General features: G+C 56.1%; 20 protein-coding genes and 4 pseudogenes. 13 read left to right on the top strand and 11 right to left on the bottom strand.

The window, feature by feature from the left end:
• Nucleotides 1-292: 292 nt before the first annotated feature.
• The 4 genes and pseudogenes from AACY49_RS25710 to AACY49_RS25695 all read left to right on the top strand — a co-directional run.
• Complete coding sequence (locus AACY49_RS25710) at nt 293-964, top strand: histidine phosphatase family protein (RefSeq protein ID WP_339527218.1); 672 nt, start codon at nt 293-295, stop codon at nt 962-964.
• Between the two features lie 34 nt (nt 965-998).
• On the top strand, nt 999-1859 hold the full coding sequence (locus AACY49_RS25705) for a phosphatase PAP2 family protein (RefSeq protein ID WP_339527216.1): 861 nt from the start codon (nt 999-1001) through the stop codon (nt 1857-1859).
• Nucleotides 1860-1952: 93 nt separating this feature from the next.
• Nucleotides 1953-2477, top strand: coding sequence for a GNAT family N-acetyltransferase (locus AACY49_RS25700; RefSeq protein WP_339527214.1), 525 nt, complete (start codon nt 1953-1955; stop codon nt 2475-2477).
• Nucleotides 2478-2762: 285 nt separating this feature from the next.
• Nucleotides 2763-2972: pseudogene (locus AACY49_RS25695) on the top strand (HipA N-terminal domain-containing protein); the annotation flags it as partial.
• A 306-nt stretch (nt 2973-3278) separates the two neighbouring features.
• On the opposite strand, the gene AACY49_RS25690 reads toward AACY49_RS25695, so the two are convergent.
• A complete protein-coding gene (locus AACY49_RS25690) occupies nt 3279-3647 on the bottom strand; it encodes a DUF6124 family protein (protein ID WP_258697643.1) in 369 nt (122 codons plus the stop codon).
• 250 nt (nt 3648-3897) lie between these two features.
• Complete coding sequence (locus AACY49_RS25685) at nt 3898-4461, bottom strand: histidine phosphatase family protein (protein ID WP_339527212.1); 564 nt, start codon at nt 4459-4461, stop codon at nt 3898-3900.
• Between the two features lie 77 nt (nt 4462-4538).
• Between AACY49_RS25685 and AACY49_RS31975 the strand changes: the two genes are divergently transcribed.
• The gene (locus AACY49_RS31975) at nt 4539-4628 is read left to right on the top strand and encodes an IS66 family transposase (RefSeq protein WP_408980542.1); all 90 of its coding nucleotides are present in this window, start codon (nt 4539-4541) and stop codon (nt 4626-4628) included.
• 73 nt (nt 4629-4701) lie between these two features.
• Here AACY49_RS31975 and AACY49_RS25675 read toward each other — a convergent pair whose 3' ends face one another.
• The 4 genes from AACY49_RS25675 to AACY49_RS25660 all read right to left on the bottom strand — a co-directional run bounded on the left by AACY49_RS25675 (nt 4702) and on the right by AACY49_RS25660 (nt 7340).
• Entirely contained in the window at nt 4702-5328 is a 627-nt protein-coding gene (locus AACY49_RS25675; RefSeq protein WP_339527210.1) for a LysE family translocator, read from the bottom strand.
• 148 nt (nt 5329-5476) lie between these two features.
• Complete coding sequence (locus AACY49_RS25670; protein WP_339527208.1) at nt 5477-6517, bottom strand: DMT family transporter; 1041 nt, start codon at nt 6515-6517, stop codon at nt 5477-5479.
• Between the two features lie 155 nt (nt 6518-6672).
• Nucleotides 6673-6930: a hypothetical protein gene (locus AACY49_RS25665; protein ID WP_028939924.1), complete on the bottom strand. Its 258-nt coding sequence runs from the start codon at nt 6928-6930 to the stop codon at nt 6673-6675.
• Between the two features lie 35 nt (nt 6931-6965).
• Complete coding sequence (locus tag AACY49_RS25660; protein WP_339527205.1) at nt 6966-7340, bottom strand: DUF6124 family protein; 375 nt, start codon at nt 7338-7340, stop codon at nt 6966-6968.
• A 700-nt stretch (nt 7341-8040) separates the two neighbouring features.
• Here AACY49_RS25660 and AACY49_RS25655 point away from each other — a divergent pair.
• A complete protein-coding gene (locus AACY49_RS25655) occupies nt 8041-8328 on the top strand; it encodes a hypothetical protein (RefSeq protein ID WP_258697638.1) in 288 nt (95 codons plus the stop codon).
• 68 nt (nt 8329-8396) lie between these two features.
• Here the strand turns inward: AACY49_RS25655 and AACY49_RS25650 are convergent, their stop codons facing one another.
• Both AACY49_RS25650 and AACY49_RS25645 read right to left on the bottom strand, forming a co-directional pair.
• A complete protein-coding gene (locus tag AACY49_RS25650) occupies nt 8397-8555 on the bottom strand; it encodes a hypothetical protein (protein WP_339527203.1) in 159 nt (52 codons plus the stop codon).
• A 202-nt stretch (nt 8556-8757) separates the two neighbouring features.
• The gene (locus tag AACY49_RS25645; protein ID WP_258697636.1) at nt 8758-9330 is read right to left on the bottom strand and encodes a LuxR C-terminal-related transcriptional regulator; all 573 of its coding nucleotides are present in this window, start codon (nt 9328-9330) and stop codon (nt 8758-8760) included.
• A gap of 152 nt (nt 9331-9482) precedes the next feature.
• Between AACY49_RS25645 and AACY49_RS25640 the strand changes: the two genes are divergently transcribed.
• From AACY49_RS25640 to AACY49_RS25615, 6 genes and pseudogenes are all read left to right on the top strand, one after another.
• Nucleotides 9483-10658, top strand: coding sequence for an acetyl-CoA acetyltransferase (locus tag AACY49_RS25640; protein ID WP_320392299.1), 1176 nt, complete (start codon nt 9483-9485; stop codon nt 10656-10658).
• A 2-nt stretch (nt 10659-10660) separates the two neighbouring features.
• Nucleotides 10661-12202, top strand: coding sequence for a class I adenylate-forming enzyme family protein (locus tag AACY49_RS25635; RefSeq protein ID WP_339527200.1), 1542 nt, complete (start codon nt 10661-10663; stop codon nt 12200-12202).
• Between the two features lie 41 nt (nt 12203-12243).
• Nucleotides 12244-13584, top strand: coding sequence for an MFS transporter (locus AACY49_RS25630; protein WP_258697633.1), 1341 nt, complete (start codon nt 12244-12246; stop codon nt 13582-13584).
• 205 nt (nt 13585-13789) lie between these two features.
• Nucleotides 13790-13933, top strand: a complete 144-nt coding sequence (locus tag AACY49_RS25625) for a hypothetical protein (protein WP_258700831.1) — start codon at nt 13790-13792, stop codon at nt 13931-13933.
• Nucleotides 13903-14259, top strand: a complete 357-nt coding sequence (locus AACY49_RS25620; protein WP_258697632.1) for a DUF7079 family protein — start codon at nt 13903-13905, stop codon at nt 14257-14259. The genes AACY49_RS25625 and AACY49_RS25620 overlap by 31 nt, the downstream gene beginning before the upstream one ends.
• Nucleotides 14260-14310: 51 nt before the next feature.
• Nucleotides 14311-14580: pseudogene (locus AACY49_RS25615) on the top strand (GNAT family N-acetyltransferase); the annotation flags it as partial.
• A gap of 290 nt (nt 14581-14870) precedes the next feature.
• Here AACY49_RS25615 and AACY49_RS25610 read toward each other — a convergent pair.
• From AACY49_RS25610 to AACY49_RS25600, 3 genes and pseudogenes are all read right to left on the bottom strand, one after another.
• Nucleotides 14871-15527: a VOC family protein gene (locus AACY49_RS25610; RefSeq protein WP_258697631.1), complete on the bottom strand. Its 657-nt coding sequence runs from the start codon at nt 15525-15527 to the stop codon at nt 14871-14873.
• Nucleotides 15528-15560: 33 nt separating this feature from the next.
• A pseudogene (locus AACY49_RS25605) lies at nt 15561-15866 on the bottom strand (IS66 family transposase); the annotation flags it as partial.
• Between the two features lie 112 nt (nt 15867-15978).
• A pseudogene (locus AACY49_RS25600) lies at nt 15979-16171 on the bottom strand (hypothetical protein); the annotation flags it as partial.
• Between the two features lie 279 nt (nt 16172-16450).
• Between AACY49_RS25600 and tnpB the strand changes: the two are divergent.
• The gene (tnpB, locus tag AACY49_RS25595; RefSeq protein WP_233081557.1) at nt 16451-16654 is read left to right on the top strand and encodes an IS66 family insertion sequence element accessory protein TnpB; all 204 of its coding nucleotides are present in this window, start codon (nt 16451-16453) and stop codon (nt 16652-16654) included.
• Nucleotides 16655-16727: the final 73 nt, after the last annotated feature.

Raw genomic sequence — 16727 nt, 5'->3', positions numbered from 1 at the left:
TCACGCTGATGTTGCCGAACCAGCTATTCATCAAATTCCTCCAGGAACGTTGCGCTTTTGATCGTCGGTTGGCTGGAAGATTTTTGTTATTAGGAGCCAGCAAGGTATGTAACAGGTATATATCGGCAGCAATTCCGAGAGCTGAATGGATTTTGTCGGGCAGATGCTTGTAATAAGGTTTTCAGGCCGTTCTTAAGCTTTTTTTCACATGGGTTTCACCGGATGCCAACGCGAGGCTCTCTACTCTCGCGGCTTTGTATGATTGTGATGCATGCTGGCGAGGCGGCTAGACGTGGAATTGAGACTGAGTCTGTTCGGGGTAAAACGCTCGATCGATCTGAGCCGCTTGGCCCGTTATCGAAACGCCGCGGTCATCGTGGCCTCGCTGCTGCTGGTGATTCCCCTGACCGTGTGGCTACTGCGACCCGCCGCTGTCCCGGACCTGGCCCATGGCAATGTGACGGGGGCCCGCGCGTTGGCTGCCGGCTGGGCCAAGGGCGACATGATCGTGCTGGTGCGTCACGTCGAGCGCTGCGATCACTCCACCGCAGCCTGCCTGATTGGTAACGATGGCATTACGGATCGCTCACGCGGCGTGGCGGCGAGTGTCGGCGCGCGGTTTGAACATCTGGGCCTGGGCAGAGCCGACATCTATAACAGTCCGATCATCCGTGCGGCACAGACCTCGAGTTACATGTTCAACAAGGTCGGCGTCGGCGAAGACTGGTTGATCAACTGCAAGGGCACCATGTTGCGCGATGCCCTGGCACATAAAGTGGCCGGGCGTAACCTGATTCTGGTGACCCACAGCGAGTGCATGGCGCAACTCGAAAAAGACCTCAAGCTGCCAACTGCTACGCTCGGCTACGGCGCCTCTCTGTTTATCTCCGCTGAAAAACCTCAGGCACCACGCATGCTCGGCTCCATTGAAGCCTCTGACTGGCATTCGGTGAGCACCGAATGAGCTTCTTCATCATCCCTCTGGATCAGGACGTACGATGCTGACTTCTTCCCGTTACCGCTTTTACTGGGTGAACTTTGGTATTCCACTGGCCTGCGCGGTCGTGGTGTTCCTACTGTTTGACATGACTAAAATCGACATCGCCTTCAGCGATCTTTTTTATGATCCGGTGACCCAAGTGTTCCCGTTGGAGCATGTCCGTCTGTTCGAGCAGATCACCCATAAATGGGCGCGGATCATCCCGAACTGGACTGGTGAGGTCGCGATCATCGGTGCCTTGCTGTCGTTTCTCTGGCCGCGATTGAAGGCTGAAAAGCATTCGAAGATCATCGCGTTCCTGGAAAAAATCAAAGTTGCGCCGGTACTTCGGTTCGCTACCAAACACCGTCGGGACTTCCTGTATGTGGTGTTCGCGTTTTCCATCAGTACCGGCGTTATCCACTACCTCAAGGGCCACACCAGTGTGTATTGCCCGGTCGAAACAACCCAGTACGCCGGGAAAATCGAACACAAGGAGTGGTACCAGAACTTCGACCTGCTGAAAGTCGCCGGCGACGGTCGCTGCTGGCCGGGTGGGCATGCGTCGGGCGGCTTCACGATGCTCGCGCTGTACTTCGTGGCTCGCCGCTACCGCTGGCGGTACGCCAAAGCGGTGATGTACGGCTCGCTGCTGCTCGGTTTCGTCTACGGCACGACACGGGTTCTACAAGGCTGGCACTACATGTCCCACACCTTCTGGTCCGGGATCTTCGTGTGGCTGACGTGTTTGCTGACAGCATTGGCGTTCTATGGGCGGGCGCGGCTGGAGCTGCCGTTGTTGCAGAAGGATGCGCTCCCCGTCGTTGAGCCGTTTACAGGGTTACAAAGTGGTAAGCCTGACGTCCCAGCTTCATGGTGATCGAAACAATGTGAGTTGCACCCCTGAGTGGCAGCGTCCGTCCTGGCGCTGTTACTGTCTGACGTCATGGAGTTTGTATTTAAGGACGATGCAATGGAGCTTGCGCTGACGGTGGGCACTCACACATTGAGATTGAGCGCCCCCGACCCCGAATGGTGTAAAGCGTTGCAGCACGCGCTGAATGCCAGTTTTACCGCCCATTGCGAATTTCTACCCTGGGCCAAACCCTACACCACCGAGGACGAGGCCCGATCGTTCCTCGCACGGGCGGTCGAAGAATTCAAAAGCGAAACCGGTGAGCGGCGGCTGTTCATCGTCGACGATACCGCGCACGCGATCATCGGCTGCATTGGCTTGAAGCCCCGGCGCCGTAGCCGATATGTCGTTGGCTACTGGGTCAATACCGAGTATTCGGGCAAGGGCTATATGCGCACGGCGCTTGAAGCGTTGATTAAAAGCATGCCCGGTTTCACGTTTTACCTGACCATCGCCTCGGCCAATGTGGCGAGCCAGCGACTGGCCGAAGCGACTGGTTTTGGTTTGATCAGAAGGTGTTATCAGAGGCCTTGTTTGCAGCCGCATGAGGCGCAGGATACGTATTTGTATCGGTTGAAATGATTGTGGGAGCGGTCACTTGAACTGACCGTTAACCAAATCACAGACAAAAAAAAGCCCGCGGGAGGGCGGGCAAACCGTAGTTTCTTGAATGAGCGAAGGGAATGTACAGGTTGGAGGGCGGTGATGGGGTGAAGAAAAATTCATGTGGATGGCTACCCTCCGGCGTGTCCGGTACCTCAGCTGTTTAAGGTAAATGGATCCGCCGCCAATCGGCCTCTGGATTGCGAATTTTCTGTCATTCCGGCAGCCATGCCGACCCTGGAAGAACTTGGTGAGCTGTTCTAAATGAAAATGGCCTCGCTCAAAGTCAGTACCCCCGAAGGGAGCAGCGGCCGAATCCTCACCAGCGCGGAGGATTTCATTTTCCGCTACGACGAAGATGCATTGCCCAACATGGCAATCAGCTTGACGATGCCCGTTCGCCCCGACGAATTTCGCCGACGAGACCTGCACCCTATCTTTCAGATGAACTTGCCGGAAGGCTACGTGCTGGAGCTGCCATCCAAAAAGCGGCGGCGCCATTTGCACTGACTTTTGGGTAGCAATCCATTTGCACGGGCTCGGCGAAAAATCGTTGCTGAGCGTACTCAACAGTAAGTTACACAAAGTGAAACCTTCTGTAGAGTCATGGGCATGCAGTCACACTCAAAACCCAACCAGCTAATGGTTTGCGGCATCAGCAAAAATGGGCGACCTTAATAAGGCCGCCCATTTTGCTTTTCTACGCAGAAACCTGCGTCTGTAACCGTCGCGTGTATCGATCCATGACAAAACCTTCATTTGATCAACGAGCGCGATCACTCAGTGAAAAACGGGAGGCTTGCCCACGGCCACCGACCCGTTCGGATCGAGGTTCTCCCGCGCTCGGTTGACCAAAAGCTCGGTCAACATTGTCAACTGCTGAAGAGCCAGCGCCACATTGCGCTGCGAGCCTTCGAGTTGGTTGGCAAAGTCCAAAGTCATGACGTTGAGGGACGCCAGGGTCTCGCTGGCATGAGCGAGCAGGGTGGTCGTATCGACGTCGGGGCGGACGCTGAAGATGTTCCTGTTCGGGTTGCGCCGGCGGGCGCTGACGGTGCGTTCGGTGGTGTGGGGACGTTGGGTTGGGTCGAGGGTTTCAGGGGCTGAAGTGGCCGGATTTTCAACTAAATGCAGGGTGATTTTTTTCATAAGGGCGTTCCATGGGGTTAGGGATCCTTACGCTGTTTCGGCTTGTCAAAACCGTCCGCAGGGTTTGCAGCGAAGCGTAAAGACTATCGTCCGGAAACCTTGTTCGCCAGTTCATGGAAGTCGCTACGGGTTGCGGGAAATTTCCCAGGATGACGTGGCTCTAATCTGTCAGAGAAATCCTTTTTAGCTACGTTCAGCCCGCATAACCCGGAGCGACCATCACCCTTCGAGGCAGGGCTGTCGCCGTGCCTTAACGCTGATTCATCCGATAGGCCGTCGCGCTCCAGTACCGGCTACCATTGCTTTTATGGCGAGTCCATCCGGCAGCCTCCAACCGCTTGGCGATCATTCGATTCATGAATCCATGACCGAGCAGGAGAACCGGCCCTTCGCTGGCAAGCGATTGAAGTTGTTGAGCGGCCGTATCGGCCCGTATTTTAGCCTTGCGGGCAGACTCTACCGTCCCTGAGAAACCGCACAACCATAGGATTCGAAGAATAAATGCCCACGTAAACGGTGAAAGGCGCGGCCGTGTCCATCGCCCATAGGGCAACTGCGCCTCGCAGAAGATCTCATCTACAAGGCTGGGCTGAAGGCCCAATGCCCGAACGGATGTCAACGCCCGAGGCGCAGTACTCGACACGATCACTTTGGCGGTAGCGGCCACCTCCACACTCGCCTCAGGGGCGAGCTGGTTGATGATTTCGGACAGGTCGTATTGTTCGATCCAGTGTTTCATATCGAGTGATGAAATCTTGTCAATCACAGCCAGATTCGGCTGGCCATGACGCATTAAGATGATTTCCCTTTCCATTGTAATCACGTCCTTGTCTGGGGCCCGGCGAGTGCAAAGGATGCACGCGCCGTTCCCGGGTTGCTCATAAGTCGTTTATGACTGCGCTATCTCGATGGCGGGTCGTACCCATTGACAATAATGGGTGCGAGAACCAAATCCGGCCGTGGGCACTTGGGCGGTCTTGAAGGCGTCAGCTTTCATAATCATCGAGGCTCGGCGAGGCTGGAATCTTAGCCCCGCGACGCCAATACACTGATCCTATTTTTGGCTGAGTGCCGCTATCGATACTCCAGAAGCAACGAAGGTGAGTCCTGCCCCTACGTTCAGGCCATTTACCAGTCGTGGCCTCTGACGCAAGAATCGGGACAGTGCAGAGGCAAATACGCCCATCAGTGCGAATCCCACTGCCGTAAGTGCGGCGAACCATATGCCGTACACCAGCATCTGCACGCTCACTGAGCCGCGTTGTGGGTCGACGAACTGCGGGATGAACGCAAGGACGAAAAACCCAGGCTTCGGATTGAGTGCTGCCGAGAGTAATCCTGTGAGGAAAATGCTCGGCAGTGATTGCCGAGTCGCTGGCTGGAAGCTGATCAGGCTACGAGAGCGCAGGACTTTTATGCCAAGCCAAAGTAGATAACCGGCGCCGATGAGCTTGATGACCCAGAAGGCAACTGCGGACGTCTGCATAAGCAAAGTCAGTCCTAGCGAAGCGGTTGCCACATGAAAGAGAATTCCCGCCCCAGATGCCATGCCCGATACGATAGCGGCTATCTTGCCCTGACTGAGTCCTCGGCCTACGGCCAGCAGATTGTCCGGGCCTGGTGCGAGTACCAACAGCAAGCACGCGGCAGTATAGGCAAGCCAAATATTGATCGGAAACACGGCATTCTCCTTAAGCTTCACCGAGGCATCCATCCTCATGTAGCGCACAGACTGTGCCCGTACCAGGTTGCAAAGTCAAAGCCACTGCATTTGAGAAAATGTGTTGACCGAATGGTTGTTGCGGCACACTGCCGTCCCTCTCAGTCGCTCAGTGTGAGTGCCTGTGATGGATATCGGGATAGTGCGGATGACTGTGTTGGATGGGAGCGTGGTCATGTAAATGGCTATGAGGTTGAGTGCCGTCCCACTCAAAGGCATGTTCATGTTGATGGTGCTCATCGTGAACATGCGGATGGTCATGGGTTTGCGGATCATGTTTGTGTTCGTGAGAATGGCTCTCGGTAAGGTGTATCCAGACGCCAAGCCCCATCAGGCCTGCAGCAATCCAAAACACCCACGTCACTGCTTCGCCTAACAACAGGATTGAAATGGCGGCCCCCAAGAACGGTGCAGTAGAGAAGTACGCACCTGTGCGTGCTGTTCCAAGCCCACGCAAAGCCAAAACGAATAGCACCAGGCTAACGCCGTAGCCTAAAAAGCCGACGAGTAGTGTTGGCCCTAGCAGAGACCATTCAGGGAGATGCATGCCAAGAGCAATCCCTAAAACGCAGTTGACGACCCCGGCGACCAATCCTTTGATACCAGCGATGAACAATGCATCCGATGCAGAAACCTTCCGGGTCAGGTTGTTATCGATGGCCCAGCAAAAACATGCAATCGCCACGGCGACCGGGCCAACCCAACCATGGGGCTGTGCGGAAGTTTGAGGCCAGCCCAAGAGCACGCCACCCGCCACTATAGCGATCATTCCAGCGACGATCCGCCGGTCGGCGTTCTCCTTGAACACCACCCAGGCGAGCAGAGCGGTTAACACCGCTTCAAGGTTTAGCAACAGCGAAGCCGTGGTACCCGATGTGAGGGTAAGGCCGAACATTAAAGACACCGGCCCCAGCACACCGCCGAACGCGATAGCGCCAATGAGCCATGGCCATTCGGATATTGTTAAGCCGACAGGCTGCCAGCCGCGATCACGGATCAGCCTGGTGACCGTGAGACCCAAGCCACTTCCCAGGTAAAGCAAGCCGGCGAGCAAGACGGGGGAAACGTTCAGCCCCAGGACCTTGGCAAGCGGTGTGCTGGCACCAAACAGCGCTGCAGCGCCCAAGGCGTATAAAACGCTTTTGTTCATCATCTGTTCCGTAGCCAAAGGCAATGTTGAGAAACACGATACTCGTCATGCATCGATAGCGCATTGAATCGAATCCACAAAAAAGGCACCTGCGAGAGGCTCGTCAGGTGCCTTTTTACGTTGGGGGGCGGCAACGATGTCCTATGCCGGATTCGTTAAGACGCTGAAACCTGCCTCTGCAACCGTCGCCCCACCACATCCAGTAAATCGCAACCATCGCGCAACGAAGTCACCAACACCCGCGCCAGCTCACTGTGAACGCCTTCGTTCACAGCGAAACTCTCCAGCAGTTGAGTCGCGGTGCGGATGCGGTAGGCCGCCGTTTCATGCAGCACATCCAGCGGCGCTTCGGTGTCGATCAGCAGCGACGCGATAGTGCAGTCGATGCCGGTGATCGGCATGTATCGATCCATGACAAAAACTCCATTCGATCAACGAGCGAGCTCACTCAGTGGCAGACGGGCGTGACCGCCGGCATGGGCGAATCGAGGTTGTCCAGCGCTCGATTGATCAACATCTCGGCCAGCACGGCCAGTTGCTGCATCGCCAATGCCACGTTGCGATGCGAGCCTTCGAGCTGATCGGCCAGGTCGGTGGCCATGACGTTCAGGGAGGCCAGGGTTTCGCTGGCGTGAGCGAGCAGGGTGGGCGTGTCGACGTCGGGGAGGATGGTGAAAACATGGCTCACGGGATCGGGCTGTTTCGGGTTGCGCAAGCGGGCGCTGACGGCGCGTTGGGTGGCTTGGGAGAGTTGGGTCAGGTCGAGGGTTTCGGGTTCTGAGGGGGTATCGGATTCTGGAGGGTTGGGGGTGATCTTCTTCATGTTGATGCTCCTACACTAGTTTTGGAGGCGGCCACCCCTCTGCTGTCAAACAGGATTGGGTGGCAGCTGTGCGCGGGTTGACAGACCGGTAGTGTAGGAACCCGGTGCACCCGAAGATGCCCCACGCACAGCCGCCATAAACGAGACTGCATGCGCGTGAGCATGCTGCCTGATCAGGAGGAGTGAAAGGTTACACTTTTCGGCCTGTCAAAGCCCAATCGCTGATTTGCAGCGACACCTGAAGGCTATCCTCGACGAGCAGCGCCTGCTAGTTCATGGAAGGCGATACGTTTTGAGGGAAATTTCCTAGGACGGTGAGTGCGAGTCTGTCAGGCAATAAAAAACCCGGCATCTGGCCGGGCTTCTCTTCGATTCTATGCAGGTCTATCAGGCTTGCTTTGCCTCGGCCTGCATCATCACGAGGTTTTGTTGCTTGGTCGCCTCGGTCAAAACTTCACTGTAAACGCGCTTTTTTTTGCTCTGACTTCGTGTTACGAATAAAGTCGGCAAATGGGCTTTTAACACCCTTGGCTAAGCCTAGCTTAATCGAAATCATGAATGCGCTCCTGATGGTAACCCGAGCTCGGCCGCTAGATCGGCCCGCGTGTGGCGCTCAGGTATGTGGTAGTCAATTTTATCGACACCAGCCTTGTAAAGTCGTCCCGAGTTGTCAACTGTTGCCTCCACCGGCGCCGCAAGAATGAAAAGGCTATTGATTGCTGCAGTGTTGGCGGTATTGGCTGTGCTCTACGTCGGCTACTACGAAGCCCTTGAAGATGGCGACATTGAGACCATTCCGTTCATCAAGAAACACCCCACGTTCCAGATGAAGTTTTACAACATTCACGCCAACGATGGAGAGATCAGGCACGTCGAACGACTCACGGACGAAGAGCGAAAGTGGATCATTGACTACTGCCGGTATCGGCTGGGAATCGATACGGATCTGAAAACGCAGAGCGATATTGAGATGTGCAGAAAAAAATAAAGTCATCAGGTAGAAAGAGAAAAGGGCCTTTAAAGGCCCTTTTTCAGTATTCCGGTTTTCTTATTTGCTCAGCCTGCTTTCAAAAAAACGTACGCGCCCGGCAATCCCGTCTTGCGGTGTGGCTTCGCCGCACCGAATACCGCGATAACCCTGGCCAGCGCCGTTTCAGTGCCGGCGCGCATATCCATGGGCTCGGTGGCGAGCCAGATGGCATCGATGCGGATCATCGCAACAAGTCTCGAAGGAATACGGCGCAGGCAGCAGCACTATCGGTTGGCCAGTTCACTTTGACGGTGCCGCGCGGGTGCAGGCCGCTGCATGCCACATATAGCCGTGACTGGAGGCTTTCGCGGGAAGTTCCCTGAACGTATTTCCTTGAATCTCGACCTCCCGATGTATATGAAAGAACTTCTCTCTATTACTTGCCCGTCAACTCACAACAATAATCTTCGAAACCAGCTCCGCGCTGTTCTTGGCCTGTAGCTTTTTCATTAGGCGTGCGCGATGGACTTCCACGGTTCTGTGGGAAATCGCCAGTTTTTTTGCCACTTCCTTGCAGGTCAGTCCATTGACGATGTGCATCGAGATTTCTCGTTCGCGGGGCGTGAGGTTTACTGTCGCGTGGTGCGGTCGGTCCATGCGTTCGAAGTGCCAGACCATCAGTTTGAACGGATCGTCCAGAGTCAGGGTATAGCCGTGGGACCTGGCCCAGAACACCTCGCCGCTTTTATGTTGCATGAAGCGTTCATCGGAGTAGGAGCCGCTCTGGCTGTTGAGCAACCAGTTCTGGCTGCGGTTGCCAATGGCCTTGTAGTCCGCCTGGGAGGGGTAGATCAGCAGGGTCAGATGACCCAGAAGCTCCTCGCGAGCGTAACCGAACAGCTCCAGAAATGCCTCGTTGCAGTCGAGCATCACGCGGCTGCCGGTGATGAGCTGCGGGGCGGGTGACACCTGGAACGCCAGACGTTCAAGGTCTTTGAGTTGCTTTGCGAAGACGGTCATTGGGCATCCTGCCTCGACTTACAATCCCTTACTAACGATACCGTGGGTCAGTGCGGTTACTTATGCGAGTACGTAGTTGTACTAACTAGCGAGTGATCCGGACGGTAGGTCATTGTAATGAATACCTGATCCAAGCACAGAAGAAAATCTCCATGCCCCATTCCGTTTCCATCGTCGCTGCCGCTCACTCCCGTTTTGGTCGTCTGGACGGTTCTACGCTGGAAGACCTTATCGTGCAGGTTACCCGCGAAGCCCTGGCGGATGCCGCCATCGACGCCTCAGAAGTCGACGCCCTGTTCCTCGGGCATTTCAATTCGGGGATGGTTGCGGATGGTTTTCCCTCTTCATTGATGCTGCAAGCCGACGCAGGCTTGCGCTTCAAGCCTGCCACCCGCTGTGAAAACGCCTGCGCCTCGGGCTCGGCGGCGATTCACGCGGGGATCAACGCGATCCTTTCAGGCTCTGCTGAGCTGGTGTTGATCGTGGGCGCCGAGAAGATGACTTCCAACTCTACAGCCGAGGTCACCAAGGCCCTGACCGGTGCCGGTTATCAGAACGCCGCCCAAGAGGCCGGGCTCAGTTTTCCGCAGTTGTTCGGCCTGGCTGCGCAACAGTACCGTGACCGCTACCAGTGCCCGATGGCATCGATGGCCGCCATCGCCACCAAAAACCACTCCAACGCCATGGCCAACCCCTTGGCGCAGATGCACCGGGTCATGGATTTCGAACATTGCAACAATGTGTCCAAAACCAATCCGTATGTGGCGCAGGCGCTGCGCCTGACCGACTGTTCGCTAATCAGCGATGGGGCTGCCGCCATTGTGCTGGCCTCGTCCAGGCGAGCCAGGCAGTTTCGTCGTGAGGTGCTGATTCGCTCGGTGGCTCAAGTCAACGACTTCCTGCCGATTGCCCAGCGTGACATCATCGCGTTTGAAGGCCCACGGCGCGCGATCTATGCGGCTTTGCGCGAGGCTAATGTCACCTTGGGCGATCTGAGTTTTGCCGAGGTCCATGACTGTTTCACCATTGCCGAACTGCTGATCTACGAAGCCATGGGCCTGGCCCCCAGAGGCGAGGGGCACCGAGCGCTGGATGACGGTATTGTGCGGGTGGGCGGGCGTTTGCCGGTGAACCTGTCTGGCGGGCTCAAGGCCAAGGGGCATCCTGTGGGCGCCACGGGGGTATCGATGCACGCTATGGCCTTTTGGCAGTTGACGGGCGAGCCTGTCGGCCTGGCCGTGCCGAACCCCGAGTTCGGTCTGTTGTTCAACATGGGTGGCATGGCGGTCGCCAATTACGCCTCGGTGCTTCAGGCTCACAGGGCTTGAGCATGAACATTGCCAACTGGTTGAACGACGCCGGTCGACGCTGGCCAGAACGCCCAGCGTTATTTGAGGGGCAGCGGCAAGTCGCCGATTACGCCACGTTTGTCGCTCATGTCCGTAGCCGTGCCGCGCAGCTCATAGGCGAGCACGGCATTGCTCCCGGCGACCGTGTGGCGCTGTTCATGAAGAACAGTTGCGAATATCTCGAATTACTCTATTGCGTCTGGTGGATTGGCGCGGTCGCGGTGCCGATCAACTGCAAGCTGCACCCTGTTGAAGCTGGCTGGATCGCCAACGATGCGCAAGCCCGTCTGATCTTCACCGAGTGCGGCAAGGTGTTCTCGCCCGAGATGTTGCCGCAGGGCTGTCGTGAACTGAATGAAGCGGACAGTGTGGTGTGTGCTTCGCTCGATGCGACGATGTTGGAAGATCCTTGCTCTCGTGATGCCGATGACCTTGCCTGGCTGTTCTACACCTCCGGCACCACCGGGCGATCCAAGGGGGTGATGCTGTCCCACGGCAACCTGATGGCCATGTCGCTGTGTTATCCGCTCGACGTTAATCCGGTCAGTCCGGATGATGCGGTGGTGTACGCGGCCCCGATGTCCCATGGCGCCGGCCTCTACAACTTTATCCATGTGCGTTGCGGGGCTCGCCATGTGGTCCCCGAATCCCGTGGTTTCAAGGCCGACGAGCTGTTCGAGCTGGCGAGCGGGCTGCGCGATCTCATGTTGTTCGCCGCGCCAACCATGGTCAAGCGCATGGTTGAACAGGCGCGGCGCCAAGGCTACGGCGGCGACGGGATCAAGACAATTGTCTACGGTGGCGCGCCGATGTACCTGAGGGATCTGCAAGAAGCGGTCGAGACCTTTGGCGCGCGGCTGGTGCAGATCTATGGTCAGGGGGAGAGCCCGATGACGATCAGCGCTTTGTCGCGTGAGTTGATTGCGGATCGAAACCGTCCCGACTGGGCGTCTCTGGCAGCTTCCGTCGGGCGGGCACATTCGTGCATGGAGATCAGGATTCTGGATCCTGAGCACCGGCCGTTGTCTCCCGGCCAGTCAGGGGAAATCGCCGTGCGTGGTCCTACCGTCATGCAAGGCTACTGGCGCAACGACGAGGCGACTCGCCAGACCTTGGTGGATGGCTGGCTGTTAACCGGCGACATCGGCTTTCTTGATCACGCAGGTTATCTGACGCTCACCGATCGCTCCAAGGATGTGATCATTTCCGGCGGCTGCAACGTGTACCCTCGGGAAGTAGAAGAAGTGTTGTCGCAGCACCCGGAAGTATTTGAAGTCTGTGTGGTTGGCGAGCCGGATGTGCAGTGGGGGGAAATGGTGGTAGCGTTCGTCGTTCCCCGTGCAGCAGGATCGCTCGATGAATCTTTGCTCAACGCATGGTTCGTCGAGCGCATGGGGTCATTCAAAAAACCGAAGAAGTACGTATTTTGCACGGAGCTGCCCAAGAACAGTTACGGCAAGATCCTCAAGAGCGAGCTGCGCCTCTGGTTGAAGGAGGTCGCGAACGGCACTGCAGTTCCCTGAGTTGTGTTTCCCATGGATAAAATCAGACAGGAGTCCCTCACGTGGGCATTCAACAGAAAAAACCGGCCCGGCAACGGCGTCGGGCGTTTATCGGTGCAACGTCCGGCCACCTGATCGAGTGGTACGACTACGGCGTCTATGGTTTTCTCGCCGTCTATATCGGCAAGGCGTTCTTCGTCTCTGATGACCCGACCACCAGCCTGCTCGCCAGTTTTGCGGCTTTTGCCTTGAGCTTTTTCATCCGGCCTCTGGGAGGGCTGTTTTTCGGTCCGCTGGCGGACAAGATCGGTCGGCGCAAAACCCTGATCACCGTGCTGGTGCTGATGGCCGGTTCGACCTTCTTGCTGGGGGTGCTGCCGACCTATGCCTCGATAGGGATTGCAGCGCCGATCATTCTGGTGTTGATCCGATGTGTACAGGGCTTCTCGGCCGGTGGCGAGATCGGCACCATCACCAGTTTCATCTCCGAGTACGCCGGGCCTGGGCGACGCGGCTTCGCCACATGCTGGTTGATGGTAACGGCGGTGCTCGGACTGTTACTGGGCGGTGCCGTGGCCAACGGCATGACTTGGGTCATGGGCGCCGACCTGATGCAAGCCTGGGGTTGGCGCATTCCATTTCTGATTGCGGCGCCTCTGGGCCTGATCTCGATGTACATTCGTCTGAAGCTTGAAGACAGTCCCGAGTTCCTGGCATTGCAGCGCGCGGGGGAAACCTCCAAGGCGCCTCTGCGAGAAGTCTGGCAGTGGAAACGGGCGATTGCCCTGGTGTTCTTCATCATTACCCTGCACAGCTCGATCTTCTATCTGGTGCTGACCTTTGTCTCGACCTACATGTCGAGCATTCTCAAGTTCGACAGCGGCACGACCTTGCTCTACGTCTTCGTTGCCAGCTTATCGGCCGCAGTCGTCATGCCATTCGGCGGTGCGTTCACGGATAGAAACGGGCGTAAGCCGTTTCTGTTGGTGGTCGGCACCCTGGCCACCTTGGCGATGTACTGGCTCTTCAAATCGGCCCCCACGGCGACGCCTGCTTCGTTTATCTACCCGTTGATGGCGGTGGCCATCCTGTTCGGCCTGTATGCCTCGTCGACTTACGCATTAATGAGCGAGTTGTTGCCCACTCGAATCCGTTCCACCGGTATCGCGGTGGCGTACAACATTCCGGTGGCGGTATTCGGTGGTAGCGCGCCGCTGATTTCTACCTGGCTGATCAAGCTGACCGGAGACATTACGTCGCCCTGGTACTTTTACATAGGTACGGGGGTGGTGTCGTTGATTGCGTTGGTGCTGTTGCGCAAGGAGGATTTTGTCGCCTGTGCCAGTCCCGTTGAGGTGCCGGGCGTTGGGCGAGCTGATATGGCGTTGGCCCCCGCGCCTTGAGCATGCACGCAATAGACAAAATCCCAGATGCAACAAAGCCCGTGCAAGACGGGCTTTGTTAATGCTTGAGGATAGGCTCGCACAAGAGGGGCGAACCAGATTTCATTGATGGATTTCAGGCACAAAAAAGACGTCCGTGGACGTCTTTAGATGTTGAAGTGGTGCCGTGTTCGTTTGAACCGCCGTTCTGGCGACCTATCAAATATTGAATGCTGAAAACAAACCCAAAGAAGCTGCGCGCCAAGGCATCATCGTCGGTGGTGTCGCAGGCGAAGCGGTGGCGAGCTCACTGGATGAAGAGCTGGAGGAATTTACACATTGGGACATCTTCTTACTGAACCGCAACTGACAAAGGTCCGAGCCGCACTCTCCGAGCCATTCAACGATTTCCCAGTCGAATATGACTATGTAGCGAATGAGGTCAGAGGCGTTGATCCTGACATACTGTACGAAATCCTCTATTCAGAAGTCGCACCGGTGTGTTTCACCAATCTGGTGGCCGCGGTGCCCCCAGTATGGACGGGCTTCGATCCCGACATACTTAGAGAATCGATAGAGGAAAGGCTGGCGGCAAGAGAATGTAATTGGTTTCGCCGGCAGTTCGATAAAGTGCTGGTTCGCTGGCTGAAATACAACTACGCCTACATCTGGAAGGAAATCGCCAGCAGGCTGTGAGCTTGCAGTGAGGGTTTTAGATTTCTTCGATTTTAAGCTTGAAGAAAAAAAGGCACCGTCCTCGCGGGATACGACGGCCATCGTGGATGGTTGTATTCGGTTGCGGTGCATCCATCACATCGCAGAAAAGGCATCGGGGTAAAACTGGTCCGTCATGCAGAGGGCGCCTTGACGGCGCGAGGGTGCATGAAAATCAACCTGCAAATTGTCAGCGCAAATGAAGGCGTCAAAACCTTCTACGAATCTCTGGGCTACTCGACCGAGCCACGCATCAGCATGGGGAAAAAAATCGAATCGAATATCGTGATACCTGAAGGGTAATCCTGAGGGATGTCCGCGATAGGTTGTGGATTCAACTGGTCGATGCAACACAATTAAATTCTGAGTTCACACTCCGATCAGTTCCAGTGTGCGCTGATTGCTGAATTTGCATATGACCATCGTCACGATGATTCCTGATGGGCGAGCTGTTTTGATAGGGCAGGGTGCCGATGAGTTCGTAAGCGCCCGGCCAACACACCCTCCTGAATCCAAACCTCAGTGAAGCACACAGCAGTGCCCCCAGCGTTGGGATCAGAACGAGATGTTGGCTGAATGGTTAGGTCAATGCATCACCAGTTCATAATCATCGGCAACCCTGGACGGAAATCGTGTGTCTGGCCGCTTACGCCATGATCGATTTCCAATACGACCAGATGCTCATCACCATGAACAATTTCAAATCCTTTCAGCTGGTTTGCGCAGTTGGCAGGGGTAGAAAAAGCTTGGCTGTTGGGGGTGGTAACTTGCACAGATGTAATGTCGCGAAAGCCGTTGGGATGTTCAAACGGCTGCGCTCGTTCAATCGGAGCCTCATCTGGTCTCTTGGCAAACGAAAGAAAAAACCACATCGGTTCGGATATAGGCGCATGTCCCACGTCGACTTTCAGGGTAGCTGGTAAGTAAACAGGTCGATATTCCCAGACCGGAAACATTGGCTTCTCGCCTACGGTGGATGGTCTGAAGCAAATTCCAAAGGGCGCGGCGACTCCATCTGCGCACTTGAGGCGGTCAAAGAGTTGGGTTGGCGCTGTTAACGGACTTTGAGCTTCTAACTCATCGGTGAGATGTAAAAGCTCAATGAAAGAATTTCGGAAGAAAAACCTTCTATTGGCAGTGCCTTGGCCTGGGTGTACGTTTGGTGTCCCTTCAGCAAGCCCGAGAGCTTTCAGTGCGTCAGCGCCTCGACCGTCATCATTCACACAGATAAAAATGTGATCTATTTCCATCGTTAATTCCCTTTAATCCTGTGATTTGATTGCCTAATTATTCGGTAACAGGTCAACAACTTCACTCGCCTGCTGCGTCGGCAGGCGCGTGAGAACGTCTTTCAGGTAAGCATACGGATCATGTCCATTGAGCCGTGCCGACTGGATCAAACTCATGATCGCAGCCGCACGTTTACCACTGCGTAATAAGCCCGCAAACAGCCAGTTCGAACGCCCAAGAGCCTACGGCCGAATTTGATTGTCGCACCAGTTATTATCGATGGGTACAGCGCCGTCATAGAGATAGCGCGTCAGCGCTATCCAGCGTTTGAGGCTGTAATCCAAGGCCTTGGCGATGGCCAAAAAAACGGGGCCAGACCACGATTAATTCAGTACCGGCATGATCATCCAATCGTGTCCTGCTCCTGAACACTCTACGGCAGCTCCCATCGCACCTCACTCACCACGTCGCCCGATCCAGTGACAAACCCACCGTCAAATCGGTAATCAGCGTCGTCTGTAACCTCTCTTCAAACAGCGCAAGCCCAGCCGCCAGGCAGCAGGTCTCCGGGCAGGGTTCCGATGAGTGCCTGGATACCGTCGATGAGCCATTGGGAAGGGGCGAAGCTGGGTTGCATGTCGATGATCAGAAGGGCTTGGCGCAGGGCATTTCCGAGGGCGGTCGCGGCGGCGGTTGCATTTTTGGCCGCGGGGGATTTGTGCTGGTCTGGTTGGCCTCTTCGCGGGTAAGCCCGCTCCCACAGGGGGGGGAGCCATCGATTGCCAAACCCCAGATGCAACAAAGCCCGCACTTGGCGGGCCTTGTCGTTTTCGGATTGGTGGGCCGGGGTCGTTTGAACGTAAGCGCTCCATGAACCCCACATTCAAAGCGCTTAGCTGATCCCGGATGCTGTGCTCCCGATTCCCTCAGGAGCCAGCCCGCCATGATGCGACCCGATGCCAAAGTCGAAAAAGTCTATCTCTACCCCAAGCCCGTCGACTTTCGAAAATCCATTGATGGCCTGGCCGCACTTGTCGAGCTGGATATCAAAGTCGCGGTATTCGACCCTGTGCTTTTCGTCTTCCTCAACAAACCACGCAACCGCGTGAAGATTTTGTATTGGGGTGTGTCACGAACGCTGGCGTAAGCCAGCGATGCTCTATCAAAGATGGGAGTAGGCCTCCCGGAGTCTGCTTGCAGGAGCTGGCTTCAAACCGCCC

The organism is Pseudomonas sp. EL_65y_Pfl2_R96 (genome assembly GCF_963970905.1).
Classification (GTDB): domain Bacteria; phylum Pseudomonadota; class Gammaproteobacteria; order Pseudomonadales; family Pseudomonadaceae; genus Aquipseudomonas.
This window is presented reverse-complemented; position numbering and strand designations above follow the sequence as displayed.